Annotated in this window: 23 protein-coding genes, 1 tRNA gene and 1 pseudogene; 12 read left to right on the top strand and 13 right to left on the bottom strand. The window is 58.4% G+C overall.

Features of this window, described 5'->3' with window-relative positions; all coding sequences use genetic code 11:
• Positions 1-15 precede the first annotated feature (15 nt).
• The 5 genes from VY732_RS01475 (at position 16) to VY732_RS01455 (ending at position 4,512) form a co-directional block, all read left to right on the top strand.
• Positions 16-711, top strand: a complete 696-nt coding sequence (locus VY732_RS01475) for an ABC transporter permease (RefSeq protein ID WP_077570291.1) — start codon at positions 16-18, stop codon at positions 709-711.
• The gene (locus VY732_RS01470; RefSeq protein WP_137218346.1) at positions 708-1,397 is read left to right on the top strand and encodes an ABC transporter permease; all 690 of its coding nucleotides are present in this window, start codon (positions 708-710) and stop codon (positions 1,395-1,397) included. Before VY732_RS01475 ends, VY732_RS01470 begins: the two co-directional genes overlap by 4 nt.
• On the top strand, positions 1,378-2,613 hold the full coding sequence (locus VY732_RS01465) for a methyltransferase (RefSeq protein WP_331693555.1): 1,236 nt from the start codon (positions 1,378-1,380) through the stop codon (positions 2,611-2,613). Before VY732_RS01470 ends, VY732_RS01465 begins: the two co-directional genes overlap by 20 nt.
• Before the next feature lie 428 nt (positions 2,614-3,041).
• Positions 3,042-3,117 (top strand) — tRNA-Thr (locus VY732_RS01460).
• Positions 3,118-3,354: 237 nt separating this feature from the next.
• A complete protein-coding gene (locus VY732_RS01455) occupies positions 3,355-4,512 on the top strand; it encodes an AAA family ATPase (protein ID WP_331693554.1) in 1,158 nt (385 codons plus the stop codon).
• 619 nt (positions 4,513-5,131) lie between these two features.
• Here the strand turns inward: VY732_RS01455 and VY732_RS29870 are convergent.
• Positions 5,132-5,308, bottom strand: a complete 177-nt coding sequence (locus tag VY732_RS29870) for a hypothetical protein (protein ID WP_419789276.1) — start codon at positions 5,306-5,308, stop codon at positions 5,132-5,134.
• Positions 5,309-5,782: 474 nt separating this feature from the next.
• On the opposite strand from VY732_RS29870, the gene VY732_RS01445 reads away from it, so the two are divergent.
• Complete coding sequence (locus VY732_RS01445; protein WP_116029289.1) at positions 5,783-6,064, top strand: DUF3077 domain-containing protein; 282 nt, start codon at positions 5,783-5,785, stop codon at positions 6,062-6,064.
• Positions 6,065-6,107: 43 nt separating this feature from the next.
• Here VY732_RS01445 and VY732_RS01440 read toward each other — a convergent pair whose 3' ends face one another.
• Together VY732_RS01440 and VY732_RS01435 are read right to left on the bottom strand one after the other, a co-directional pair.
• A complete protein-coding gene (locus VY732_RS01440) occupies positions 6,108-6,782 on the bottom strand; it encodes an RES family NAD+ phosphorylase (RefSeq protein ID WP_331693552.1) in 675 nt (224 codons plus the stop codon).
• A gap of 2 nt (positions 6,783-6,784) precedes the next feature.
• Positions 6,785-7,192 (bottom strand): MbcA/ParS/Xre antitoxin family protein, encoded by a 408-nt coding sequence (locus VY732_RS01435; RefSeq protein WP_123592950.1) that lies wholly within the window; start codon positions 7,190-7,192, stop codon positions 6,785-6,787.
• A 332-nt stretch (positions 7,193-7,524) separates the two neighbouring features.
• On the opposite strand from VY732_RS01435, the gene VY732_RS01430 reads away from it, so the two are divergent.
• Positions 7,525-8,451, top strand: a complete 927-nt coding sequence (locus tag VY732_RS01430) for a LysR family transcriptional regulator (RefSeq protein WP_137218341.1) — start codon at positions 7,525-7,527, stop codon at positions 8,449-8,451.
• Here the strand turns inward: VY732_RS01430 and VY732_RS01425 are convergent.
• The 6 genes from VY732_RS01425 to VY732_RS01400 all read right to left on the bottom strand — a co-directional run bounded on the left by VY732_RS01425 (position 8,368) and on the right by VY732_RS01400 (position 13,082).
• On the bottom strand, positions 8,368-8,685 hold the full coding sequence (locus tag VY732_RS01425; protein ID WP_007952614.1) for an AzlD domain-containing protein: 318 nt from the start codon (positions 8,683-8,685) through the stop codon (positions 8,368-8,370). The two genes, VY732_RS01430 and VY732_RS01425, sit on opposite strands and share 84 nt — an antisense overlap.
• Positions 8,664-9,380 carry an AzlC family ABC transporter permease gene (locus tag VY732_RS01420; RefSeq protein ID WP_194935420.1) on the bottom strand — a complete coding sequence of 239 codons (717 nt, stop codon included), beginning with the start codon at positions 9,378-9,380 and terminating at the stop codon, positions 8,664-8,666. The genes VY732_RS01425 and VY732_RS01420 overlap by 22 nt, the downstream gene beginning before the upstream one ends.
• Complete coding sequence (locus tag VY732_RS01415) at positions 9,377-9,754, bottom strand: GNAT family N-acetyltransferase (protein ID WP_008080517.1); 378 nt, start codon at positions 9,752-9,754, stop codon at positions 9,377-9,379. Before VY732_RS01415 ends, VY732_RS01420 begins: the two co-directional genes overlap by 4 nt.
• Positions 9,755-9,833: 79 nt before the next feature.
• Positions 9,834-10,580, bottom strand: coding sequence for a 2OG-Fe dioxygenase family protein (locus VY732_RS01410; protein WP_034151909.1), 747 nt, complete (start codon positions 10,578-10,580; stop codon positions 9,834-9,836).
• Between the two features lie 231 nt (positions 10,581-10,811).
• The gene (locus tag VY732_RS01405; protein WP_077570275.1) at positions 10,812-12,116 is read right to left on the bottom strand and encodes an OprD family porin; all 1,305 of its coding nucleotides are present in this window, start codon (positions 12,114-12,116) and stop codon (positions 10,812-10,814) included.
• 297 nt (positions 12,117-12,413) lie between these two features.
• The gene (locus tag VY732_RS01400; protein ID WP_077570273.1) at positions 12,414-13,082 is read right to left on the bottom strand and encodes a DsbA family protein; all 669 of its coding nucleotides are present in this window, start codon (positions 13,080-13,082) and stop codon (positions 12,414-12,416) included.
• A 253-nt stretch (positions 13,083-13,335) separates the two neighbouring features.
• On the opposite strand from VY732_RS01400, the gene VY732_RS01395 reads away from it, so the two are divergent.
• Positions 13,336-15,429 (top strand): TonB-dependent receptor, encoded by a 2,094-nt coding sequence (locus VY732_RS01395; protein WP_331693547.1) that lies wholly within the window; start codon positions 13,336-13,338, stop codon positions 15,427-15,429.
• A gap of 175 nt (positions 15,430-15,604) precedes the next feature.
• On the opposite strand, the gene VY732_RS01390 is transcribed toward VY732_RS01395, so the two are convergent.
• From VY732_RS01390 to VY732_RS01375, 4 genes and pseudogenes are all read right to left on the bottom strand, one after another.
• A complete protein-coding gene (locus tag VY732_RS01390) occupies positions 15,605-15,817 on the bottom strand; it encodes a hypothetical protein (protein ID WP_016986304.1) in 213 nt (70 codons plus the stop codon).
• 246 nt (positions 15,818-16,063) lie between these two features.
• Positions 16,064-17,170, bottom strand: a complete 1,107-nt coding sequence (gene aguA, locus VY732_RS01385) for an agmatine deiminase (RefSeq protein WP_331693546.1) — start codon at positions 17,168-17,170, stop codon at positions 16,064-16,066.
• A gap of 5 nt (positions 17,171-17,175) precedes the next feature.
• Positions 17,176-18,054: an N-carbamoylputrescine amidase gene (aguB, locus tag VY732_RS01380; protein WP_116029296.1), complete on the bottom strand. Its 879-nt coding sequence runs from the start codon at positions 18,052-18,054 to the stop codon at positions 17,176-17,178.
• Positions 18,055-18,362: 308 nt separating this feature from the next.
• Positions 18,363-21,274: pseudogene (locus VY732_RS01375) on the bottom strand (aminotransferase).
• A 166-nt stretch (positions 21,275-21,440) separates the two neighbouring features.
• Between VY732_RS01375 and rfbC the strand changes: the two are divergent.
• From rfbC to VY732_RS01355, 4 genes are all read left to right on the top strand, one after another.
• Positions 21,441-21,986, top strand: a complete 546-nt coding sequence (gene rfbC / locus VY732_RS01370) for a dTDP-4-dehydrorhamnose 3,5-epimerase (protein ID WP_077570264.1) — start codon at positions 21,441-21,443, stop codon at positions 21,984-21,986.
• Positions 21,987-22,169: 183 nt separating this feature from the next.
• The gene (locus VY732_RS01365) at positions 22,170-23,978 is read left to right on the top strand and encodes a sensor histidine kinase (RefSeq protein WP_077570262.1); all 1,809 of its coding nucleotides are present in this window, start codon (positions 22,170-22,172) and stop codon (positions 23,976-23,978) included.
• Entirely contained in the window at positions 23,975-25,360 is a 1,386-nt protein-coding gene (locus tag VY732_RS01360; protein ID WP_116029299.1) for a sigma-54-dependent transcriptional regulator, read from the top strand. The genes VY732_RS01365 and VY732_RS01360 overlap by 4 nt, the downstream gene beginning before the upstream one ends.
• A complete protein-coding gene (locus tag VY732_RS01355; protein WP_077570258.1) occupies positions 25,357-25,812 on the top strand; it encodes a YiiD C-terminal domain-containing protein in 456 nt (151 codons plus the stop codon). Before VY732_RS01360 ends, VY732_RS01355 begins: the two co-directional genes overlap by 4 nt.
• The last annotated feature ends 176 nt before the right edge of the window (positions 25,813-25,988 follow it).

Here is a 25,988-nt window from a genome sequence, read left to right as displayed (position 1 = left end):
TTTGAACAGAAACCCATGATTATCGACCTCTACGGATTCGGCCCGGCGCTCGCTGCCGGCGCGCTGATGACCGTCCAACTGGCCCTCACCGCCCTATGCCTGGGTCTGGTGCTCGGCCTGCTCGGCGCCTTGGCCAAGACTTCCCCGTACAAGCCGCTGCAATGGCTTGGCGGCACCTATTCGACCCTTGTGCGCGGCGTCCCGGAATTGCTCTGGGTGCTGTTGATCTACTTCGGTACGGTCAACCTGATGCGCGCCCTCGGTGAGTACTTCGGCAACCCCGACCTGCAACTCAACGCCTTCGCCGCCGGCGTAATTGCCCTCGGCCTGTGCTTCGGCGCCTACGCCACGGAAGTGTTTCGCGGCGCGATCCTCGCCATTCCCAAAGGCCACCGTGAGGCCGGCCAGGCCCTGGGCCTGTCGAAATGGCGGATCTTCACCCGGCTGATCATGCCGCAGATGTGGCGCATCGCCCTGCCCGGCCTGGGCAATCTGTTCATGATCCTGATGAAAGACACTGCGCTGGTCTCGGTGATCGGTCTGGAAGAAATCATGCGTCACGCGCAAATCGGCGTGACCGTGTCGAAACAACCGTTCACCTTCTATATGGTCGCCGCGATCATGTACCTGGGCCTTACGGTGCTGGCGATGACCGGCATGCACTTCCTGGAAAAACGCGCCGCTCGCGGCTTTGCGAGGAGCGCTTCATGAACTGGGAAGTGATCATCAAGTGGCTGCCGAAACTGGCGCAGGGCGCGACCCTGACCCTGGAGCTGGTGGCCATCGCCGTGATTGCCGGTCTGTTGTTGGCAATTCCGCTGGGCATCGCCCGCTCTTCGAAGCTGTGGTACGTGCGCTCGCTGCCTTACGCCTACATCTTCTTTTTCCGTGGCACGCCGTTGCTGGTTCAGCTGTTCCTGGTTTATTACGGACTGGCGCAGTTCGACGCGGTGCGTGAAAGCGCGTTGTGGCCGTACCTGCGCGATCCGTTCTGGTGCGCGACAGTGACCATGACGCTGCACACCGCTGCGTATATCGCCGAGATTTTGCGCGGGGCGATTCAAGCAATTCCGACGGGCGAAATCGAAGCGGCACGAGCCTTGGGCATGTCCAAGCCGAAAGCGATGTTCTACATCATCCTCCCGCGTGCCGCGCGCATCGGCCTTCCGGCCTACAGCAACGAAGTGATCCTGATGCTTAAGGCCAGCGCGCTGGCCAGCACCGTGACTTTGCTGGAACTGACCGGCATGGCGCGCACGATCATTGCCCGCACCTATCTGCCGGTGGAGATCTTCTTCGCGGCGGGCGTGTTCTATCTGTTGATGGCTTACGTGCTGGTACGCGGCTTCAAGCTGCTGGAGCGCTGGCTGCGCGTCGATGCCTGCCAAGGGCGTTGATACTTCCTACGTGCTGACGGGCGAGGACTTACTCGCCCGCTTCACGGCGCTGGATGCTTTTTTGATTGAGCATCAGGCACTGTGGAAACCTCGACCGTTCACTCATCTTTCGCTTGCTTGGGAAGCGTCCTACCCGGAACTGGCCTTGTGGCTACGCGGGCGGTCGCTGGAAGAGGCGGAAAACGCTCACAACCAACCTGCTGATCTTGTTGATGCGCCGGAGCCGTTTGCTACATTGGCGGCATTGTCGGCTGAACTGAGTGCTGTTGGTGAGTTGCCGGGGCATGCGCTGGAAGCTGCGGGGCATCGGTTGAATGTCGATGTGCCGGGACGCAAGTGGCGGCAGATCGAGGCATTTGCCAGTCGTTTGTCCTTTGCCTCGCAGCCGACGCATTGGCTGGATTGGTGTTCGGGCAAGGGGCATTTGGGTCGGCGCTTATTGGGCACGGGACAGCAACTGACTTGCGTTGAATACGACCCTCTGTTGGTCGCCAGCGGTCAGACCTTGAGTCAGCGTCATCACTTACATGCACTGCATGTCGAACAGGATGTGCTTGCGGCGGACGCCCCAGCCGTATTGAACGCCACCCATACACCCGTCGCTCTCCACGCCTGCGGGGATCTGCATGTACGTTTGATGCAACTGGCCAGCGCTGCAGGTTGCCAGCAAATGGCGATCGCGCCCTGCTGCTACAACCGCATCAGTCGCAGCGAATATCAGGCATTGTCCTGCGAAGGATCGGTATCGCTCCTACAGCTCTCGGTAGAAGATCTGGCGCTGCCGATGAGCGAAACCGTCACCGCCGGGGCACGCGTCCGACGCCAGCGTGACACCTCGATGGCCCGTCGTCTGGCCTTCGACCTGCTGCAACGGCAAGTGCGTGGCGTCGACGAATACCTGCCAACGCCCTCTCTGCCCAGCGCCTGGTTGGACAAAACCTTCGCCGATTACTGCCGCGATCTGGCAGCGCTGAAAGAGTTATCCACAATCGGCTCGCCAGATTGGTCCGCACTCGAAGCGGTCGGTTGGCAGCGGTTGGCCGAAGTTCGCAACCTCGAATTGCTTCGCGGATTGTTCCGACGGCCGCTGGAGCTTTGGCTGAATCTGGATCGGGCGCTTTTCCTTGAACAACAGGGCTACACCGTCCGCCTCGGCACCTTCTGCGACACCCCGCTGACTCCGCGTAATTTGCTGGTACTGGCCGAACGCGTTTAAAACATCACAGCCTGTGGATAACTCTGTTGATGGTTTTCCCATGGATCCAATATCTGCGCCTGTTTCGCTGCGTTAACAGCGCTGGTCATTTTTTGTTCACATAAATAAAAAACCTGTAAAACAGGGATTTGCGAACAAAATGAGAATGGGTTCACAAAACCTCGCCTGAGTATGACTTCGTGCCTCTCAGTTGTGCATAAGCTGCCAATCAAAACGACATAACCGCCGAATAATGGGCTCGCCGAGCGAATAATTTCGCCCTCGCGAAAGCCGAAACTCCACTGCCTGACCTGCAAAACAGCCCTATCGTGCGTAAGGCACAAATGCTGCGTTACGCATTGCGCAGGGCTTAATTTGCTGCGATGCAAAAATAGTCTGAATTCAGGGGTTTACAGGATCTTCCCAATCGCTATAATCGTCGCCCACACGCCGGTATAGCTCAGTTGGTAGAGCAACTGACTTGTAATCAGTAGGTCCCGGGTTCGACTCCTGGTGCCGGCACCATACAAAACGAAGCCCCTGCAGAAATGCAGGGGCTTTGTTGTTTCTGGGATGTTTATATTCCTGGCAGTTTTACCCTCGGTGAAAATAGCTTCTCCCCTCGCACTTCGCGCGATTAGCCACACTTCCTCTTACACACTTCGAAAGCGCGGACTTTGAACCAACGGTTCACATTTCCATCTTTATGCTAAATTATGAAATAGCAATAATTATGGTGTACACATAAAAAGGTGTAATCGTATGAGCAGCATTTTTCAGCGCCCAGAACTGGCCGAGTCAATGGCTAACCAGCTTCTCAATCCAGGTGTGCTCGACGAAGGTCTGCGCTCAGGTTTATTTCTATCTGGCCTGCGCCGCACAGGCAAAACGACGTTTCTGAGGAACGACCTTATCCCGGCCTTGGAAGAAGCAGGTGCTTTGGTCATCTACGTCGACTTATGGAGCGACACTCTGGCCAACCCGGCAACGCTTGTGCACAACGCCATCCGGGAAACCCTGAAAGATCTGCAAACGCCGGGCTCCTCTGCCTTGGAAACATTCAAGCGAGTCAGCAATGTTGAAATCGGCGCCGCTGGATTCAAGTTCGGCTTCAAACTCGACAGCATTGGCAACGTCGACGGCCCAACACTGGCGCAAGCACTCACCGAAGTCGTAGATCAAGCCAAGACTGATCTGGTGTTGATCATTGACGAGGTGCAGCACGCCATTTCCTCAGACGACGGCAATCAGCTGCTCCTGGCACTCAAAGCCGCTCGCGATGCAATCAACCCTCGTCCGAAAACGCCGGGATACTTTCTATTTATCGGAACAGGTTCGCACAGAGCGCAAGTCAGCGAACTACCCGCCAAACGCAACCACGCCTTTTCCGGAGCCACGTCAGCAGCCTATCCATTGCTGAAAGGCGATTACGTTGAATTCCTGCTCAACCGACTCGCAATGACCGTGAAGCAGGACAAATTACCGTCCCTCGAAGCTACAATCGAAGCGTTCGACACTTTGGGCAATCGACCTGAAGAAATGCTGAAGGCCCTACGCCAACTCTTACAGCAAGAGGGCGAGCCAGATGTGTTCCTACCGGTAATCGCCAGCACATTGCGCTCGGCAGCGGCGAGCATCGAGCTGGAAAAAGTCGAGCAACTGGGTAGCCTGGCTCAAGCCGTTTTCAACAAGATCGCCTCTACAGAAGGCGATGCTCGCGGAATTTTCTCCACTGACGCAGCGGCTGAGTATTCAAAGTCCGTCGGGCGAGAGGTGCGGGTCGAAGAGATTCAACCGGTGGTGATTGCGCTGGTTGCCGAGAACATCATCATGCGACGCGGGCACGGGATTTACGCGATTACGGATCAGTTTGTTCAAGAGATCTGGCTGGAAGAGCGGGCTTTGATTGAGGGGAGTTAGGCCGCGGGCTGATTTTGATTCAGTACGGCATTTCTGCCGTGCAGTTAACGCAATCATGTAAGTGAGCCAGTTCGGGGCGAACGTCACTCCTCCAAGATCAAGATGACGAACTATCCACAGACGTAGAAAAGATCGGGCAAGGCGCTGTCGCCGACAGCAACCCAGGTAGCAAGAACCTTTAAGGCTAAGCCACACAGTGATGATTCTCCCAAAGTGCGATTAGCGTCCGGCGGCTCGCACGGTCACAGCGATGTGATGAATGCCTACTTTTATCAGTGTGCCCACTGCGGCAACTCATCCCCTTTCATAGCTGCCCTGCCGCAACCTATCCGCTTGGTCATTTCCTTGCGCCAACGTGCCGTACCATACAAAACAAAGCCCCTGCAGAAATGCTGGGGCTTTGTTGTTTCTGGGGTGTTTATATTTTTTGCAGCGTTTCAGCTTCAATAGAAATAGCGCCTCCTTTCCTCGCACGTCGATCTACTCGCCGGACGTCCTTCCCTCAGAAAGCACCGCTCCCAAAGCTCGAATTTCCGTTTCTATGCCAAGTTATGAACTGGCAATAATTATGGCGTACCCATAAAAAGGTAAATAGGTTAAGCAACTTTTCTCAGTGTCCTTAACTGGCGGACTCAATGGAAATCAGGTTTCCCAATCCAATATCGCTTGGCGCTTCGACGCTCGGTTCTTCCGCCGCAGAAAACGGTACGTGGGTTACGCACGCTGCCTCACCGGCCTTCATCTGACGTACAGACTCCAGTAAATCCTGCTGGAATTGCTCCAGTTCATCGACCATCTCTGATCTCCTCGTTTTGTTGCTTAGAAAAGGCTAAGGACAAGTCATGACCGACAAAACGCACGGCGCGAAATCCTGAGAAATCTGCTGTAACGAGAAGCCAAGCAAAGCCACTACTGGCCACGATTGCGCGCCTGGTACTCCCCAAGCTACCTTCAAACCCGTCGCTGCCAATTCAGCGACCGGGCCTGAGAACCCGCGTAAGATGCAGGCGCACCAGCGCCCCAAATCACGATTGCCGGCGCTTTTTTGTGTTCGCATCCACGTGTAATGGCGGCTGTGCGTGGGAGACCTTCGGGTCTGCCGGGTTCCTGTATCTCCGGTTTCTCAGCCTGCGCATAGCTGCCACCTTTTCGCCTGAGAACGAAAATGACAGCTCTCATTTGATACAGGGAGTTAACAAATGAAAGCCATTGATCCGTCAGTAACCCCGGTCACTTCACGCCGCCCTTCTCGAACGGCAGGTGAAGCGAAATGACCACCTCTCAAGAACTGAAAACCCTCGGCCTCACCCACTTTTCCTTCCACTCCAATCAAGCAATGTTCCGCACCAACCGTGGTGTACCGGTAATCGCCGCCCTTTCCCACGCCTCACACTTGCTTCACATTTCACGACTGCTCACTGCAGACACTTCAGTCTCACGCGATCCAGATCTTCACGCTTATGCCTCGCAGTATTTGCAGGAGTTAAGCAAGGCGTTGATCGATGATGTAGTGAAAGTGATGGATGCGCCGCCGGACAAGCCGTTGATGTAATCAGCCACGTGAAGCCCTCGCCGATACGAGGGCTTTTTGCGTTTCAGACCTGACTGATCTCAAACACAAACGAAATCTTCTGCTGACTCGCACTCCACACATACCGCAAATGCTTGCCCTGCTTCGGAATCGATACCGCTGGAGGTCGAAATGCGGCGACGCATTCATGGCCCGGCAGGCGAACGCTGTTGTAGAGCAGTCCCCACGACTCGGTTTCGCGCAGTTGCCGGGCGAATAGCTGAGACGGTCCGTAAGCCTCAGGATCCGGATTGTGCAACTCGGGGAGATCGTGGCGGATATCGTGTAACGGTTTAACCACGCGATTGACGTAAGTGCGCATGGTCAACTCAAGATCCGCTTCCTGAGTCGCCACAAGAAATCGTTCCTGGTGATAACAGGTCTCGGCGATGGCAGCAGCCTGACTGCTCGCGGCGTAGTAAACGCCGAAGGTGCCGTCGCAGAAACGACTGCGTTTGCCGATATGAGTAAATGCAGCCATCACCGGAGTCGATCCGGGGCCGGAAAGTCGATCTTCGGGACGCACTCGGGCGAGAACCCCGGCCTGTTCGATCAGGCGATCGTTGGTCAGCGCTTCAATCGCGTAGGCAACTTCCAGGTCTTCGGGATCGAGCACGTCTTCGAACAACGCAATCGGCGGGAAGCTGCTGTTGACGATCCGGTAGGCTCGCGGCCACGGCACATCAACCAAATCGGGCATTTTCAACCGCGCACCCCGTCGAGGTAGCGGCGTACATCGGCGATATCGACCACTCGACCCGCCAGCATGTAATCCAGCGCCGTTTGGCCATTGAATGGCGCTGCCGTGTTCGGACTACTGACCCACGTGTAGGCACGCTCACGGCTGTTGCTGAAGATGATACTCAGCGCCTTGTGAATGCCCATCAGGTAGGAGATGCGCTCAAGGGTGTCGTTAGGCAGACGTATGTTCGGCAGGTGTTTGTATTTGTAAAACGTGGTGTTGCCGACGCCGCCCAGCAGTGTGCGTTGCTGCTCGGCGCTGCAGCCCCAGCGTTCCATGAGGTTGAAGAAGAACTTCAGCGCGACGCGACCGGCTTCGGGGGCGTCGAGTTGTTCGCGTGGGGTTACGGCCTGCGATGAGGTGGTCATGTGGCCGCCTCCTTGATTAGAAACCTGAATATGAGCCTAGTACAGATACGGATAAAAATTAATCTTTAATACATAAACGAATTAGAGTTTCGCCAGAAACCGTCGACAAAAACTCATCTCACGCACCAAAACCACGCACTTTTTTTGACCCCCATCACCCCCACGTCACCAAAAACCCCGATCCTGTGTCAGCCTCCAGCCATCGGCGAGGACATCAATTCGCTACTAAACCCGCGACAACTATGCTCAGGTGCAGGAATATAGCCAGCATTGGCGCCTGACCGGCAGTCTCGTAAACAACAATACCCAGCCCACTTCAGAGGGCATTACCCATGGATAGCAGAACCTTACGCAACCTCATGCGCATCGTGCAGACCGGCTCGTTGTCGGCCGCAGCCGAGCATTCGTGCCTGACTGTGCAGGCGTTGGCCGCGCAGTTGAACAAGGTCGAAGAGCAGTTCGGTTTCCGCTTGTTTCGACGTTCCAACAAAGGTCTGACGCTGACGCCGCAAGGCACCGAGCTGACGCCGTATATGGACAAAGTGCTGATTGCCACGCGACAGATGGAAGAGAAAGTCGAGGCATTGAAAGTGCCGGGGCAGCGCACGTTGAAGGTTGCGTTGAACAACACCTTGTCGCCTGATTTCAATCGGCGAATGATCGGACGCCTGATCGAGGTGTTTCCCGATTATCAGATGGAATTCAGCTACGCCGAGTCGATGGAAAATCTCAGCAAGCTGAAGAATGAAGACTTCGACCTGGCGGTGCTGATCGGTCCGCAGCGGCCGGGGCTGCCGAGCATTGTCTTGCCGGAGGTGCAGGTACAAGTCGTCGGTGCGCATTGCGGGCAGGAGAACGATCCGCTGACGTTGCTGGGCAACAAGTTTCAGGTTCGTCCTGCGGAAGATTGTCCGTATTCCCACAGCTTTTTGCGTTTTCTCGACGCCGGGCTGGGCAATCACGAGAACGGCCAGCGCATGGTCTATTCGTGCAGCGAGACCCTGACGCTGTCGCTGATCACGCAGATGGACGCGGTCGGCATGGTTTCGCGGGAGGCCGCGCAGAAGAACGGCCTGACGATTTTCCCCGGTTTCGAGGATTTCCTCGAAGTACGCCTGGCGGTGAACAATCCGGATTTGTCGAGCCAGGCGTTGAACGATGTCGTCGATCTGCCGCTACATGAACGAGCCGAGCGCAATGTACGCAGCCGTCCCAACCGCCACACTGAGAAAGAGGTTTTTGCTGAAATACGCACATAGCAACGTCGGAATCGCGGCATAGAATTCCGGGCGATCGAGCTGTATGTGCTGATCCTTGATCAACAAGGGTGTCAGGCTGATCGCAGCGACGATCGCCACCGGCAGGTACTCCAGCGCCCGCGCAACGAACGGCGGCCAGTGCTCGGTGTTGACTTGCAGTGGCAGCGCGCGTGGCAGGAAAGTCACCGCCATCATCAGCGCGACCACCAGAATCAGGAACGTTTGGTCAGGCATACACCCACTCCGCAGCCCACAAACGTGGCGATAAACACATTGAACGGCGAACTGCCGACCAGACTCAGCGCGCCCATGCACACCACGGCAGCGGCGGCGGCGATGAGTTTGTTGCGCGTATTGCACAGCGACACCAGCACGTAGAGCATCATCGCCGTCAGGGCGTAGTCGAGCTGATATTTGATCAGGTGCGCCGCGTACTGCGCGCAAACCGCGCCGAGCAAACCGCCGAGCACCCAAGAGGTGTGGCAGAACAGATTGAAGCCGATCAGATAACGCACGTTGACCGGTGCGCCAGTGCCGAGTTTAACGCTGTGGAACGCGAAGGATTCATCCGTCAGGCCACCGGCGTAAGCCCAGCGCTCCATCCGGCTCAAACCGAGTGCGCGCAGGGCCTTGGCCATATAAACCGACATCAACATATGCCGCGCGTTGATCAGGAACGTGGTCAGAACAATGGTGGTCAGCGAGGCGCCGCTGGAGATCAGCGCCAGCGCGGCGAATTGCGAAGCGCCGGCATACACGAACAGACACATCGCCACCGGCAGCCACATCGGCAGGCCGGCGTTGACGGCCATCAGTCCGAACACGAATGACACCGTGAAGTAGCCAGCAACTACCGGACTGGCTTCGGCAAACGTGCGCGACGGCTGATGGTTGACCATCAGCGGCGCACTGCCGGACGTTTCATTCATAGATCCCTCTCAAATGTCCGTTCGCCGTGGGGCTCGCAAAAACCCTGGGCAGTCCAAAAACGCTTGCCCGCGAGGTTAGCATCGTCGACGAACAGAAACATCCGCAACACACCGACACGTTTCATGTCCGACGACGCCGCTTCAACCAGTCGTTGACCGACGCCTTGGCTGCGATAGCGCGGGCTGACGGCCAAGTGGTTGATGGTGCCGCGACTGCCGAGCATGCCACCAAGCACCGCACCGACGATTTCGCCAGCAACGTCGAAGGCGAGATAGGCCGTGGTGGTTTTCTGGATCAGCACGCCGCGCAGGCACTTGGCGTCCTGCCATTCGCAGAAGGACACTTCGTCGAACTGGCGGAAGAAGCGCTCCATGCGCTGCGCATCCTTGGCCGTGGCGCGTCGCAGCACCACCGGCGTCGAGCACTCGACGCCGTCGATTGGGGTGATCTGATTAGCGAACAATGTCGAAAGCGGTCCCGGGCCGCGAGAAGGAAATCGCCAGAATCTGCCGATACGCCATGGCATGCGTGTGGGTGTTACGCGCCGGGGTCACGTAGTGGCGCATGTCGCGGTCGAGGAAGTAAGTGGTGTCGAGAATTTCCTGGTAGGTGGTCGACGCCAGTTGATGCTCGTGGATGTCGTACAGGCGACTCTCCGCACCCTCGACATTATTGCGGCCCCAGAAGTGCACACCGCTGAACGGATAACCGTCGCAGTGAATCCCTTCAGGGGTGATTTCCAGCTGTTTGCCGGGTTTGATCTCGATGCGGATCTGATGAATCTGGCACTGCCAGATTTCATCGTGCAGCTCTTCCGGCAGCACGCTTTTGTACACTTCGAAATCGGTGTCGATCAGGCTGCGCATCACCGGTGAAGTAATCACTTCATCGGAGAAGTCCTGGAAGTGCCGTACCAGGCCGCCAACATAAGCGTTGTTCTCTTTCGACTGCACGTAGGCGCGATGTTCGAGCTGCTTCAGCTCGCGAGTCTTGGGGTTGTACTCGAAGTCGCTGTAACGACGGTAACGCATGCCGGCTTCGGCCTGACCGTAGTAGCTGTCAGGCTCCATGTTTTCCCAACTTTTGGTCAGTCTGACGAAGTCGGCAAAATGACCGTAGAGATTGAAGTCACCACCCTGGACGTTGACATATTTGTCGCGCCGTAGCGATTCGCCCACTTCTCTGTTCAAAACGATCATTACCAAATTCTCCGCTGCGTTGAGCGGCCTAATCTATTAGGTGGAGAATTTGCGTCCATGAGAAAGAATTTCAGGCATTTAAAGCCCTGTTTGAAACGGAGTTTGCAGCGCCTCAAAAACAACTTTTACATGACAAAAACACGGGTTTTTCCGGTTTTCATCGAAAAGCCGTCGAAAAAAAACCCCGAACCAGTCGGGGTTTTTCTCATGTTTCTTACACTTGATCAGGCATCAGAAGATGTTGATCGGGTAGTCCACGAATACACGCAGTTCGTTACCGCTGACGTTGTACTCGCTGGATTTCTGCGAAACACGCAGGATCGAGCTGCGCAATTTCACGCTCAGGTCTTTGGCCGGGCCAGATTGAACGACGTATTTGAACTGGTTGAAGATCTCGCGCTCGGTGCCGCCTTCGCTGGTGGAAGTGGTGATGTTGTCGCCACGCACGTAAGCGAAGTTGTAGCTCAGACCCGGTACGCCGAAAGCGCCGAAGTCGAGGCCGTAGCCCAACTGCCAGCTGCGTTCGTCTTCAGCGTTGAAGTCGGACCAGTAGGAGTTGGCCAGGTAGATGGTGTTACCACCGTCGCCAACGCGATGTTGATCTTTCTGGTAACCACCGTAGGCGTAGCCGAGGTTGCTGTCGCCGGTGGAGCGCTGGTGGGCCACGGTGAACGAGTGTGGGCCAGTGGCGAACGTTGCAGCCAGACTCCAGATCTTGTTGTCGCGACCGGTCACGATGCTTTCGCCGGGAATGGTGTTTTCGCGAACGTACGAGCTGTCGAGCTTGGTGCGGTAACCGTTGAAGTCCAGGGTCAGCGACTGATCCTTGTTGAAGGGCAGCACGTAGTTGGCGTTCACGTATTGTTTCTTCAATACGTCTTCGACGTCGGAAGCGTACAACGCACCTTTGAAGTTCTCGGTGAACTGGTAGCTACCGCCCAACACGTTGATCGACTTCAGACCACCGCTGTCACGGCCTTCATCGCTCTTGCGCGATTCAGCGGTGAAACGACCGGCGTTCAGTTCCAGGCCTTTGATCTCTTTGGAAGTGATCAGGGTACCGGTGTAGCTTTCCGGCAGCAGGCGGGAGTTGTCGTAGTTCAGCACCGGCAGGGCCGGCATCTGGTCGCCGTAGGTCAACACGGTGTTGGAGAAGCGGAACTTAACTGCGGCACCGCCCTTCGCTATGTCATGGTTCGCGCGACCGTCATTTTCCTGCTTGAAGAAATCGATACCACCGGCGCCGCTGCGGCCCTTGCCGCCATCCAGACGCAGCGCGTACAGACCGAAAGCGTCGACACCGACACCCACGGTGCCTTGGGTGAAGCCGGACGAGAACGTACCGATGGCCGCTTGGCCCCACTCGGCTTTGTCTTTGTTGCCGTCTTTGTAATCACGATTGATGTAGGCATTGCGCAGCAGCACTTTGAGGCTGCTGTCCTCAACAAAACCCTTGGACTCGGCCTGGTCGTTAGCCATGGCCTGAGTGGCACTCAACATCCCCAGTGCGATCAGACTGATTCGCTTGTTCAACATTTTGTTTTCCTTATTACGGGTTGAAACGCGCTGTGTCGAACGGCGGAAACGGCGCTTTTGCACTCTTTTATTCACCCCGAAACAAAAAGGCCCGCCCACGATAACGTGATGGCGGGCCTGCTCCTTGTTTTGAGTCATGGCGGTTGGCCACAGGCGTTGGGCCGAATCGTAGCCGCGCCCTCAACAATGTGTCAATTTCAAGAATCGTCTTTAAATAGGTAAAAATCGTCTAAGAAACGTAAATTTTGCGCTGAGTCCTTGCTGGGAAATGCAAACAGCCAGTGAATCCAGCGCGTATCAGGCGCAACCATCGATAGAACAAAATGCAGAAGTTTTACCGGTTTCATCGAGGACGATTGCCTGTTGCAACCAATCGGCAAATGCCTGCGGTTTGCCCAGCCAGGGGCTGATGTCGATCAATTGGAATGTGCCGTTCTGCTCCAGAGCAATCGTTGGAAAACCCTGACCGCCCAATTGAGCCAAAAACTGGCGACTGGCTTTTATATGCCCCTCGCTATCAACGGACTCAAACGCAATGTGGAAATCTTCCTGCGCATAGCCCATCTGCATGGCCAATTCCAACAGCACGGCTGAATCGGCAATACGTCGCCCTTCCACATAGTGCGCCGTCTGCAACCGCCCCAGCATGCGCAAACCGCCTCGGTCGATGGCTTCGGCCGCCATGACCGCCGCAATCGGTGGCGTCGAATCGAACACCGCAGAGTGATCGCGCAGCAATCCGTCGAAATACGCCTCGCCGAAAGGCTGACCGGTGTACTCGGCAATGCGCCGGTCGTGGGGCATGACGTAATTACGCAGTTGCGAGGAAACCGGCTGGCGGTTGGCGCCACTCATCATGCCCCCGGCATGGGCGAGCACTGGCAGCACCTGTTGTGCGGCTTCAATCAGCGGCTTGGCGCCATAGCACCAACCGCACAACGGGTCGTAGACGTAATGCAGAATCATGGGGAAGCTCCAGCAAAACTGAGGAAATCGATGGCGGCAGATTAGTCCCTGCACTCATGGGGAAAAACGCTGGAAAGGCTTTCAGTCTGTTTCATGAATCGGTCGAATGGGCCGACCGGTCAGATTGTGTCGAACTAGACACAAATTGAAACAATCAGACAAGGGAACTTATAAGGAATAATTAACGGAAGTAAATGCAAAGCATTACCATTCGCGCGATCGAATTCTTCCACCCTTTCGGATGCGCTGTTCAATGCCTGCCCCGTTCCGTCTTACGCCCGTCACTCTTGGGCTTTCTGCTTTTCTGTCCAGCGGTTTTGCCTACTCCGCGACCGAGTTACCCGCCACCGCGATCAGCGCCGAAGCGCAAGCCGATGACCCACGGGTAAAGCTCAGCAGCACCGCGACCCGCACCTCGACACCCGTGCGCTATGTGCCGCAGGCGATCGATTCGATCAAGACCTCGAACGTCGCCAACTACGGCACCAATGACATCGCCGACGCCTTGAGCGGCATGCCCAACGTCAGCAGCAGCGCCGACACTCGCTTCGACAGCCTGCGCATTCGCGGCTTCGATGCCAGCAACGATTTCTATCTCGACGGCATCCGCGACGACAGCCAATACAAGCGCGACCTGCACAACATCGAACGCGTCGAAGTGCTCAAAGGCCCGGCCGCCGTGCTGTACGGCCGCGGCAGTCAGGGCGGGATCGTCAACCGCGTGAGCAAGATGCCCGAGTTCGGCCGCCGCTCGACCATCGAAGCTCAGGCTGGCAGCGAAGATTTGCGCAGTCTTTACGCCGACCTCAGCACCGACCCGAGCGAAAACATCAGCCTGCGCCTGAACATGGGCAACATGGATGAAAACAGTTTCCGTGACGGCGTCAGCGGCAATCGCCAGCTATTCGCGCCGTCGATGAGCTGGCAACTGACGCCGGATCTGAACTGGCTGGTGCAGTACGAATACAGCCGCTACAACCGCACCCCGGATCGCGGCATCCCTGGGGTCAACGGGCGTCCGGCCGATGTAGGTCGGGACACCACCTACGGCAACGATCACGACTTCATTGACGACAAGTCGCAATCGCTGCGCTCGAAACTCACCTACGAAATCAACGACAACTGGCAACTGCGCCAGACCCTCGGCGTGTTCAAGCTCGACAGCGATTTCGACAACACCTACCTCACCGGTTACACGCCGGCGACCAACAAGGTCACGCGCCAGCATTGGCAGCAGGATCTGACCACCCGCAACGTGTACAACAACCTCGAACTGGAAGGCGGATTCGATACCTTCGGCCTGGAACATCGTCTGCTCACTGGCGTCGAGATCGGCAGCCAGCGCCGCGATCCGATGCTGTACAACGCCGCCACTGGCAGAACGCCCGGCGCGCAGCCGGTGCCGTCGCTCGACTTGTACAACCCGAATCGCGATCTGCGCCACACCGGCAGCATGCAGGTCTCCAGCAGCAGCCACACCGAAGTCGAAAGCCGTGCGGTATATGTGCAAGATCAACTGCGCTTGAACGATCAATGGCAAGTGCTCGCCGGTCTGCGTTACGACACCTTCGATATCGAGTCGACCAACAAGCTGCGCAACATCTCGGAAGACCGCGACAGCCACAGCACCAGCCCGCGCGTCGGCCTGGTCTGGACGCCGCTGCAGAACCATTCGTTCTACGCCTCATGGTCCAAAACGTTTTCGCCAGTGGGCGGCGGCTTGATCGGCATCACCCCAGGCGCGGCCGGCAACACCAACGACCTCAGCCCCGAATTGACCAAGCAGAAAGAGATTGGCGTGAAGAGCGACTGGTTCGATGACCGCTTGAGCACCACGCTGGCGATCTATGACCTGGAACTCTATAACCGCCGTACTACCGACCCAAACGACCCGACTTTGACCGTGATGTCCGGTCTGCAGCGCTCGCGCGGGATTGAATTGACGGCCACTGGCAACATTGTCGGCAACTGGTACATGCGCGGTGGCGTCGGTATGCAGGACGCGAAGATCGAGAAGGACAACAACGGCCTGGAAGGCAAACGCATCAACAACGTCGCCAAGCACAACGGCAGCCTGTTCCTGACCTGGAAACCGGAAATGGGCTGGTACGGCGAAACCGGTCTGACCCTGGTGGGTCAACGCTATGCCGACAACGCCAACACCACCGTGTTGCCGGGTTATGGCCGTTGGGATGCGCTGGTCGGCTACCGCTTCAAGGATTGGGATTTGCGTACGGCGCTGAACAACATCACCGATCGTGAGTATTACGCGTCGGCGACCAGCCAGTATCAGATCCAGCCGGGTGCGCCACGTAGCGTCGTGATGACCGGCACCTATTCCTTCTGATTCAACGCAAAACCTGTAGGAGTGAGCCTGCTCGCGATAGCGGTGTGCCAGTGAATGTTGATGGCGACTGACGCACCGCTATCGCGAGCAGGCTCACTCCTACAATGGGTTTTGTGTCGTGCATAAAAAAGCGCCGCCATCCCGGCAGCGCTTTTACCAATCCCTGTTGTTCTTCTTATCCTTCCATCACAGCCCACAACGCGTCCAGTTCGGCCTCGCTGAACAGGTCAGCGGGGTAACGCTCGATCATCATCCGGCGCGGATCAGGTTGCCTGATCTGACGCGTTCCATTGGACTTCAACCAGTGCGCGACAATCTGGAGCGATTCGCCGTTAACGGCCATGGGATGCAACGTCCGCTCGCTGACTACGTTCACTTCGGCGTTCATTTTCAGCGCTCTCTCCCCGTTCGTGAGCGGCTACGTTATCCAAGGTTTATGACAGAACTGTTGAAGTTCTTCCCCCTCCCTAGTGCCCTTAGTCGGATACAAGACCTATGCCAAGGTTTCTGATTTGTCGACAAGCGGATACAAAGAAGCCCGCAGTCCAACCGGGCTGCGGGCTTCTTTACATGCATAGCGAGCTAATCATTGCTCGGCTGATTTGTTAATCAACTCAAGCTGTTACGACTCAACTCACTCTTTGTGCGGCGCGGGTTGCTGTTGGGTAAGGCAGTGGATATTGCCGCCACCCAGTAACAGTTCACGGCCCGGCACCAGCACCACTTCATGCTGCGGGAACAGCTTCTGCAGAATCTCTTTCGCCGGCGCGTCCATTGGATCGTCGAAGCTCGGCGCGATGATGCCGCCGTTGACGATCAGGAAGTTCACATAGGAACCAGCCAGACGCACCGATGGATTGCGTTCCTGGGTGCCGTCCACCGGATCGACACCGGCGCACTCTTCTTCGGTCGCGTACAGCGGCCCCGGAATCGGCATTTTGTGCACCGTGAATGGGCGCCCCTTGGCGTCGGTGCTGCTTTGCAGGACTTTCATCGCCGCCTGGCAGCGCGGGTAGTTCGGATCCTGCGGATCGTCGGTCCACGCCAGCAGCACTTCGCCCGGACGCACGTAGCAGCAGAAGTTATCCACATGGCCGTCGGTTTCGTCGTTGAACAAACCGTCCGGCAGCCAGATGATTTTATCCACAGACAGATTGGCGCTGAGCACCGCTTCAATCTCTTCGCGGCCCAGATGTGGATTGCGGTTGCGGTTGAGAAGGCACTCTTCAGTGGTGATCAGCGTGCCTTCGCCGTCGACGTGAATCGAACCGCCTTCTAGCACGAAACCTTCTGTGCGATAACGCGGGCTGCGCTCGATCTCGAGGATCTTGCCGCCGACCTGCGAATCACGATTCCACGGCGAGTACAGACCGCCGTCGAAACCGCCCCAGGCGTTGAAGTCCCAGTTCACACCGCGCACTTCGCCGCTGTTGTTGATGACGAAGGTCGGGCCGCTGTCGCGTACCCAGGCGTCATCGCTGGACATCTCGACCACGCGGATATTCGGCACGTCGAGGCGTGCGCGGGCGTTTTCATATTGGCCGGCGGACACGGCCACGGTTACCGGTTCAAAACGCGCGATGGCTTTGGCCACCGCGGCGTGTGCGGCTTGCGCCGGTTTGCCGCCCAGACGCCAGTTGTCCGGGCGCTCGGGCCAGATCATCCAGGTCTGCGTTTGCGGCGCCCACTCGGCCGGCATGTAAAAGCCGTCGGCGCGCGGGGTACTTTTCAAGGTGGTCATCGGGATCAGGACTCCAGGGAACCGTCGAGGGTTTTCAACGCGCCGTACAGGTTCGGACGGCGGTCACGGAATGAACCCCACGCGCTGCGAATGTGTTCGAGCTCGTCGAGGTTGAAAGTGTGCACAAGAATACCTTCTTCGGTTTTATTCAGCTCCTGCACTTTTTCGCCAAACTGGTTGGCGATGAACGAAGAGCCGTAGAACGTGATGTCGTAGCCGTCCTGTTCTTCGTTGCCGATGCGGTTACTGGCGATCAACGGCATCAGGTTGGCGCCGGCATGACCCTGCTGCACGCGCTGCCAGTGATCGCACGACGAGATGGTTTTGTCGTGCGGCTCGCTGCCGATTGCGGTTGGATAAAAGAGTATTTCAGCGCCTTGCAAGGCCATGCTGCGTGCAGCTTCCGGGAACCACTGATCCCAGCAGATGCCCACGCCGATCTTCGCGTAACGGGTGTTCCACACTTTGAAACCGGTGTCGCCCGGGTTGAAGTAGTACTTCTCGTGGTAACCCGGGCCGTCCGGGATGTGGCTTTTACGATAAATCCCGAGGTTGCTGCCGTCGGCGTCGATGATCGCGATGCTGTTGAAACGCGCACGGCCGGCCAATTCGTAGAAGCTGATCGGCAGCACCACTTGCAGCTCTTTGGCGATTTTCTGGAAATGTTTGATCGCGACGTTTTCTTCCACCGTCGTCGCCAGTTGCAGGTAGTCCGGGTTTGGCTTCTGGCAGAAGTACGGCGCCTCGAACAGCTCCTGAATCAGGATGATCTGCGCGCCTTTGGCGGCGGCTTCGCGCACCAGTCTTTCAGCGATTTCGAGGTTGGCTTGCAGATCCCAGGAACAGGCCATCTGAGTGGCGGCAACGGTAACGATACGGCTCATGAATCATCTCCGGGCAAGTGCTTTGACGGCCGACAATTCGACCGAAAAGAAAAACGCGCGCACCGAACATGAGATCGCCATGCCGGAGCAATGGCGACTTTATAGCCGATAAATATCGGCTTTAGAAGCTTGTTAAATGCCTTTCGTCTAAATAAATTCAATAAATACCGATACAAATCGAATTAGAAACCAAAAACAAATGTGGGAGCGAGCCTGCTCGCGAAGGCGATTGATCAATCAACACAGTTGTTGAATGAGAAACCGCTTTCGCGAGCAGGCTCGCTCCCACAGGAGGTCAGCGTGAGGGCTTACAGGCCTTCGCTGAGGACCCGATCAAGCATGTCGACAAAGAAATCCACACTCTGACGCGACGTCACCATCGGTGGCTTGATCTTGAGAATGTTCAGATCATCGCCGGTCGGCTGCATGAAAATCCCCAACTCGCGCAGGCGATCGCACAGCAACGCAGTTTCTTCGGTCGCCGCCTCCAGCGTCTCGTGGTTGCGGATCAACTCAAGCCCCAGATAAAACCCGGAGCCGTGCACCGCGCCCACCAGCGGATGTTTATCGATCAACGCTTCGAGTCGCACCTTGAAGTGGCCACCGACCACCTGCGCGTTCTCCCAGAGTTTTTCTTCTTCCATCACATCGAGCACCGCCATGCCGATCTGGCAACTGACCGGACTACCGCCCGCCGACGAAAAGAAATAACCCTCGGCCTCCAGCGCCTCGGCAATTTCCCGCCGCGTGATGACCGCACCCAGCGGCTGACCATTGCCCATGCCCTTGGCCATGCAGATGATGTCCGGCACCACGCCCTGCTCTTCAAAGCCCCAGAAGCAATGACCCATGCGCCCGTACCCGACCTGCACTTCGTCGGCGATGCACACGCCGCCCTGCGCGCGCACCAACCCGTACACCTGTTTCAAATATCCCGGCGGCAGCGAGATACCGCCGGCATTGCCATACACCGGCTCGCAGATAAACCCGGCCAATTGGCGCTTCTGCTCGGCGAGTTTTTCCAGGTGGTGCTCAACGCTGCGCACATAATCCGGCGCTGAATCGAGACCGCGGAATTCACCGCGATACGTGTTTGGCGCCGGTACCGGATGCACCCAGTCCGGGCGGCTTTCCAAGGCTTTCGGGTTGTCGGCGATTGACGTCGATACCGCATCGGCACCGACCGTCCAGCCGTGATAGGCCTCAAGCACGCTGATCATGTCGCGCCCGCCGCTATAGGCCCACGCCAGACGAATCGCCAGGTCATTGGCCTCGCTGCCGCTGTTGACCAGAAACACTCGATTCATGCCTTCCGGCGCCAATTTCAGCAAGCGCTCGGAAAACTCCGCCACCGCCGCATAGTTGAATCGCGAGTTGGTGTTGAGCAACGACCACTGGCGAGCCGCGACCGCTGCCATGCGCGGGTGACCGTGACCGAGCACTGCCACGTTGTTGAGCATGTCCAGATAGGAACGGCCCTGCATGTCGATCAGGTGATTGCGCCAGCCACGTTCGATGCGCGGCGGGTCGACGTAGTAGTGCTTTTGCGTGCGAGCGAAACTGGCGTCGCGGCGTTCGAGCAGGGTTTTCGCGTCCAGCTCCGGCTCGGCATCGCAGGCCAGTCCTAACAACGCCGCTGGCGACGGGCACAGGGCCTGCCACGCCGCTGCAAGCGCAGGGGTGCAAAACAACGGCGCATTGAGTTGCGCGCCACGGCACAACTGCACCCGCAACGGGCCGCTGACCGCGCCCAGCACCTGACCTTTGACCAGCGCCGCGCCACTGTGCAGCGACGGTGTTACGCCCCACAGGCGCACGCTGAGTTGCGGGCCATCCAGTTGCAGCACACCGTCTGCGGCTTGATGTACGACGCCAGCGAATGGCGCCTCCACGGTGCTGCCATCGGGCACGCGCAATTCCACGTGCAGCGGGAAGGTATCCGGTTCAACGGCACTGTCGGGACGAGTGCGCGACAAACGGTACTGACCGTAACGGCTTGCCGCCAAACCATGGGCAGCTGCCGCTTCGTTCAACAGGTGCTGATCGATGCCTTCCTGCTCCCAGTTGCCGGCCTCGAAATGCGGGCTGAGGACACCGAGATCGATCAGGGCAAATTCACGCCCGACCAGACCGGGCAGCAAGGGCGCAAAACCTTCGCCGTCGATCGCCGGCAAGCTGTGACCGACGGCCGTGAGGATCGCCGCTTCCATCAGCGCCTGCGGCACCGAAGTGGCCACGCGGAAGATTTCCCACTCATGGGTGAGGTTGTCGCGGCTGTAAATATTCGTCGGGTCGATGCTGACCTGTTGCTCACCACTGAGCACCAGCACCGCCGCACGCGCGACGATCAATGGCCACAGCGCTTGCAACTCTTCGTGTTGCAACGGGTTGACCGCGTGGTAAGCCTGAACCGCCGGCAGGATGACGAACGGATCACCACCGGCGTGATGCAGCAACGCCGCACAAGTCACCGACAGATCGCTGATGCGCCAGGTGCGTACCAGATCGCCAAAGTCGATCACGCCCTGCAATTGCCAGTGCCGCTGGGCATCGCGCGCCCAGACAGCGTTGTCATCGGTGATGTCCATGTGGATCGCCTGCACCGGCAGTTTGCCCTGCAACGGTTGCAAGCGGCGCTCGGCCGTTCTGCCGCATCGGCAATCAATGCGCGTTGCTGCTCATCCTTGATCACCGGCAGCAGATGGCTGATCAGTGCGCTGGCGTGGCGCGCATCCCACTGTAACGTGCGCTCAAGGCCCGGATGGTCGAACCCGGCCAGCGCCAGATCCATCTCACCGCAGAGCCGGCCGAACCCCGCCACCACATCACGACCCAAGTGATCGAGATGCGTCAGCGGCTGGCCCTCGATGTAATCCAGCAGCCGCACATGAACCGCTTCGCCGCCGACTTCCAGCGACAGCAGATCCTCGCCATTATTGGCCGCGATCACCCGCGGCACCGTCACCGCAGAATGCTCGGCCAGGTATTTGAGACCGGCGTGTTGGGCTTGCAGCTCCACCAGGGCGTAATCGCCACGGCAGATTTTCAGCACAAACCGCCCGCGCGGGCTGTCGACGCGAAAATTCAGATCCTGCTGACTGCCAAGGGCCTGCAACGTGCCGCTGAGTCCGTAATGCTCCGCCAACCATTGCAGGGCCTGCTCCGCAGGAACCTGCGGGCAGGGCAAACTGGCGCGATGAATCAACGTGGCGAGCGGCATGAAACGACCCCTGAAATTTTATTAGGCGCCTATATCGCCATTGGTTCGCAGGATCCGCAACCCCCAACCGCGTAAAGGTATCGGGGCTATTTCTCTTCCGGCACTCGCACCCTTGGACACTTTGCGCAAGAATGTCGGCCATTCACACCTGCCTATGGAAATCCTCATGAATGTAATCACCACCGACCTGCCCGGTGTCCTGATCATCGAACCGAAGGTGTTTGGTGACGAGCGCGGTTTTTTCTACGAGAGCTTCAATGCCAAAGCGTTCCAGGACGCCACCGGTCTGGACACGCAATTCGTCCAGGACAACCACTCGCGTTCGCAAAAAGGCGTGTTGCGTGGCCTGCATTACCAACTGCAAAACACCCAGGGCAAACTGGTCCGCGTGACCGTTGGCGAAGTATTGGATGTGGCCGTGGATATTCGCCGCAGCTCGCCGCACTTCGGCAAATCCGTAGCGGTACGTCTTTCTGCCGACAATCATCGCCAACTGTGGGTACCGGAAGGTTTCGCCCATGGTTTCGTGGTGCTGAGCGAGTTCGCTGAATTCCTCTACAAGACCACCAACTACTACGACCCATCGTCCGAGCGCAGCATTCGCTGGGATGATCCCGCTCTGGGCATCGACTGGCAGCTGGACGAAGCGCCGAAGCTGTCCGCCAAGGATCAAGCCGCAGCGCTGCTCAAGGACGCTGACGTCTTCGCCTGAGCCGGGTCTGTACGAAAACTCGCCGAGCGGCGATCAGGCAAGGCAAAAACAGGCGAGGAAGCGGAGTTTAGGCCCCTAAATGAGCATTCCGAGCCTGTTTTTAACGCAGCACGATCGACGCGCAGGCAGTTTTCGTACAGAGCCGAGGCATAATGCGCCTGACATCTCAGGCGCATCCGGCTCATGAAACCAACCCTTCCCCGCAGACCTCGTTGGCGCAGCCTCGCCCTGCTGGCCCTGTGTCTGGCGCCGCTGTTGTGGCCGCTGGAACATCTGGCCGAGCGCTATTACCGCAGCGAACTGGCCGGCCAGAACCGTCAGACCCTCGACCTGTACGTCGCCAACCTGTTGGGCACCCTGCACCGCTACGAAGTGTTACCACAGATTCTCGGCGACCTGCCGGCCCTGCGCTCGGTCCTCGGCGCACCGGACGACGGCGTCACCCAAGGCAATGCCAACCGTCTGCTGAAGAACATCGCTGCGCAGACCGGCGCCGAAGTCATGTACCTGATGGACACCAGCGGCCAGACGCTGGCAGCGTCGAATTGGGACAAGCACGACAGTTTTGTCGGTCGCAACTTCTCCTTCCGCCCGTATTTCAGTGAAGCCATGGCCGGACGCCTCGGGCGCTTTTTCGGTCTCGGCACCACCTCGGCCAAGCGCGGTTACTTCTTCGCCGCCGCCGTGCGCAATGGCGAAAAAATCATCGGCGTGCTGGTGATCAAGGTCGACCTCGACCATACCGAAAGCCTGTGGGGCAAAACCCCGGAACAACTGCTGGTGACCGACCACAACGGCGTGGTCATCCTCACCTCGCGTCCGGAATGGCGCTTTCGCTCGACCCGTAACTTGAGCGACGGCGAACGCTCAGCGATCACCGCCATCCAGCCTTACCCTACCCGTGAGCCACGTCCATTGAACCTCAGCCCCAGCGCGTGGCTGATCCAGACCCACGACATCGCCGAAACCGGCTGGAGCGTGAGCATCCTCGCGCCGCGCACGCTGATCGACCGTCCGGTGCGCACCGTGGTTGCGATCGGCGGCGCCACACTGCTGGTGGTGATGTTGTTGCTCGGTCTGATGATGCAGCGCCGCCGCCACTATCTCGAACGCATTGCCTTTGAAGCCAAGGCACGCCGAGAACTGGAAGGCCGCGTGGCGGAACGCACCAGCGACCTCGAAGGCCTCAACCGGCGTTTGAAGGAAGAGGTGCTGGAGCGTGAGCAGGCTCAGCAGGAGCTGGTGCGCGCCCAGGATGATTTGGTTCAGGCCGGCAAGCTGTCGGCGCTGGGGACGATGTCCGCAAGCATCAGCCACGAACTCAATCAGCCGCTGGCAGCGATCCGCAGCTACGCGGAAAACGCCGAGGTGTTGCTCGATCATCAGCGCACCGACGATGCGCGCGGCAACCTCAAACTGATCAGCGAACTGACCGGACGCATGGCCTCGATCATCGCCCATCTGCGCGCCTTTGCCCGCCGTGATCGCCACGCGCCGGAAAGCGTTGCCCTGCAACCGGCGCTCGACGATGCCTTGGCACTGCTGGCCAAACGGCGCCGGAGCATGGAAGTCGAGCTGATCCGCGATCTGCCGGCCGCCACCCTGTGGGTCGAGGCCGGGGAAACGCGTCTGCGCCAAGTGCTCGGTAACCTGCTCGCCAACGCTCTCGATGCCCTTACCGAAAAAGGCCCGCCGCGCAAATTGTGGTTGAGTGCCGAATCCACCACCGAGGGCGTCAATCTGTACATTCGCGACAACGGCCCGGGCTTCTGCATGGAAGCCCTCGGCCGCGCCAGTGAGCCTTTCTACACGACCAAGACCCGCACTCAGGGTCTGGGGCTGGGTCTGGCCATTTGTGAAACGCTGATGCGCGCCTTCGGCGGTGAACTGTCGTTCGCCAACCACAAGCAAGGTGGCGCCTTGATTACCCTGCGGCTGCGCGCCGGTGCGCCCGGGGTCAGCCTGCAACCGTCCGAGGATCGAAGTGCATGACCATCGACAATCGCATTCAGGTGGTGTTGATCGACGACGATCCGCACCTGCGTCAGGCCCTTGGTCAGACACTGGATCTGGCAGGGCTGAAAATTCTGCCGCTGTCCGAAGCCAAAGGCCTGGCCGCACAGCTTGAGCGTGACTGGCCGGGTGTGGTGGTCAGCGACATTCGCATGCCGGGCATGGATGGCCTCGAATTGTTAAGCGAATTGCACGCGCAGGATCCCGAACTGCCGGTGCTGCTGATCACCGGCCACGGCGACGTGCCGCTGGCGGTGCAGGCCATGCGCGCCGGCGCTTATGACTTTCTCGAAAAACCTTTCGCCAGCGATGCGCTGCTCGACAGCGTGCGTCGCGCGCTGGCCCTGCGCCGACTGGTGCTGGACAACCGCAGCCTGCGCCTGGCCCTGAGCGACCGCAATGAACTGAGTGCGCGGCTGGTCGGCCATTCGACGCCCATGTTGCGTTTGCGCGAGCAGATCGGTGCGCTGGCCGCGACCAAGGCGGACGTGCTGATCCTCGGCGAAACCGGCGCCGGCAAAGAAGTGGTCGCCCGTGCGCTGCACGATTTATCCAGCCGCCGTAACGGCCCGTTCGTGGCGATCAACGCCGGCGCACTGGCCGAGTCGGTGGTGGAAAGCGAACTGTTCGGCCACGAACCGGGCGCGTTCACCGGCGCGCAAAAACGCCGCATCGGCAAATTCGAATTCGCCAATGGCGGCACGCTGTTTCTTGATGAAATCGAAAGCATGAGCATGGACGTGCAGGTGAAGTTGCTGCGCATGCTGCAGGAGCGCGTGGTCGAGCGTCTGGGTGGCAATCAACTGATCCCGCTGGACATCCGCGTGATCGCCGCGACCAAGGAAGACCTGCGCCAGGCCGCCGATCAGGGGCGCTTCCGCGCCGACTTGTATTACCGCCTCAACGTTGCGCCGCTGCGCATTCCGCCGCTGCGCGAACGCGGCGAAGATGCGCTGGTGCTGTTCCAGCATTACGCCGATGAAGCCAGCGCCCGCCACGGCCTGCCGCCTCACGAACTGCAACCGGCACAACGCGCCTTGCTGCTGCGTCACACCTGGCCGGGCAACGTACGAGAACTGCAGAATGCTGCCGAACGCTTCGCCTTGGGTCTGGAACTGGCGTTGGATAACGCTGGCGCCGAAGGTGGGGGTAACACCACAGTCGAAGTCATCAACGGCGGCCTCAGCGAGCAAGTGGAAAACTTCGAAAAATCCTTGATCGCGGCCGAACTGGCGCGCTCCCACAGTTCGGTGCGCAGCCTCGCCGAAGCCCTGGGCATTCCGCGCAAGACCCTGCATGACAAGTTGCGCAAGCATGGCCTCAACTTCGGCGACAGCAATCCTGGGGACGAGAACGAATGAGCACCGACAGTCACTATCTGGAGTCCGTGCTCCATCACGATATTCCACTGACCCGCGACATGGGCCTCAAAGTGCTCGACTGGCGCGAGCAGCAATTGAGTCTGCATTTACCGCTGGATCCGAACGTCAATCACAAGAGCACCATGTTCGGCGGCAGTCTTTACTGCGGCGCGGTGCTGGCCGGTTGGGGCTGGTTGCATTTGCGTCTGAAAGAAGAAGGAATCACCGACGGGCACATTGTGATTCAGGAGGGACAGATCCGTTATCCACTGCCCGTGACCGGCGATGCCGTAGCAATTTGCCCGGCGCCCGATGCGAAGGTGTGGAAGAAGTTTCTGGCGATGTATCAGCGTTATGGGCGGGCGCGGTTGGTGCTCGATACGCGGATTGTCAATCAGGGCAGCAACGAGGACGCCGTGACATTTACCGGCCAGTACGTTTTGCACCGCTGAAGATCAAAAGCCCCTCACCCTAGCCCTCTCCCCGAGAGAGAGGGGACTGATTGGGGGATGCTTCAGACGTACACCGACCTGATGGCGCTTTGCTGAATCCATAATCGACCTCATCTTTCAGGTCGATGTATGACGCAAGACAACTCGGTCGGCTCCCTCTCCTGGGGGAGAGGGCT

This window comes from Pseudomonas sp. ZY71, from assembly GCF_036542145.1.
GTDB classification, from domain to species: domain Bacteria; phylum Pseudomonadota; class Gammaproteobacteria; order Pseudomonadales; family Pseudomonadaceae; genus Aquipseudomonas; species Aquipseudomonas koreensis_A.
Note: the sequence above shows the minus strand (reverse complement) of the source record. Positions and strands in the feature narration are given on the sequence as shown.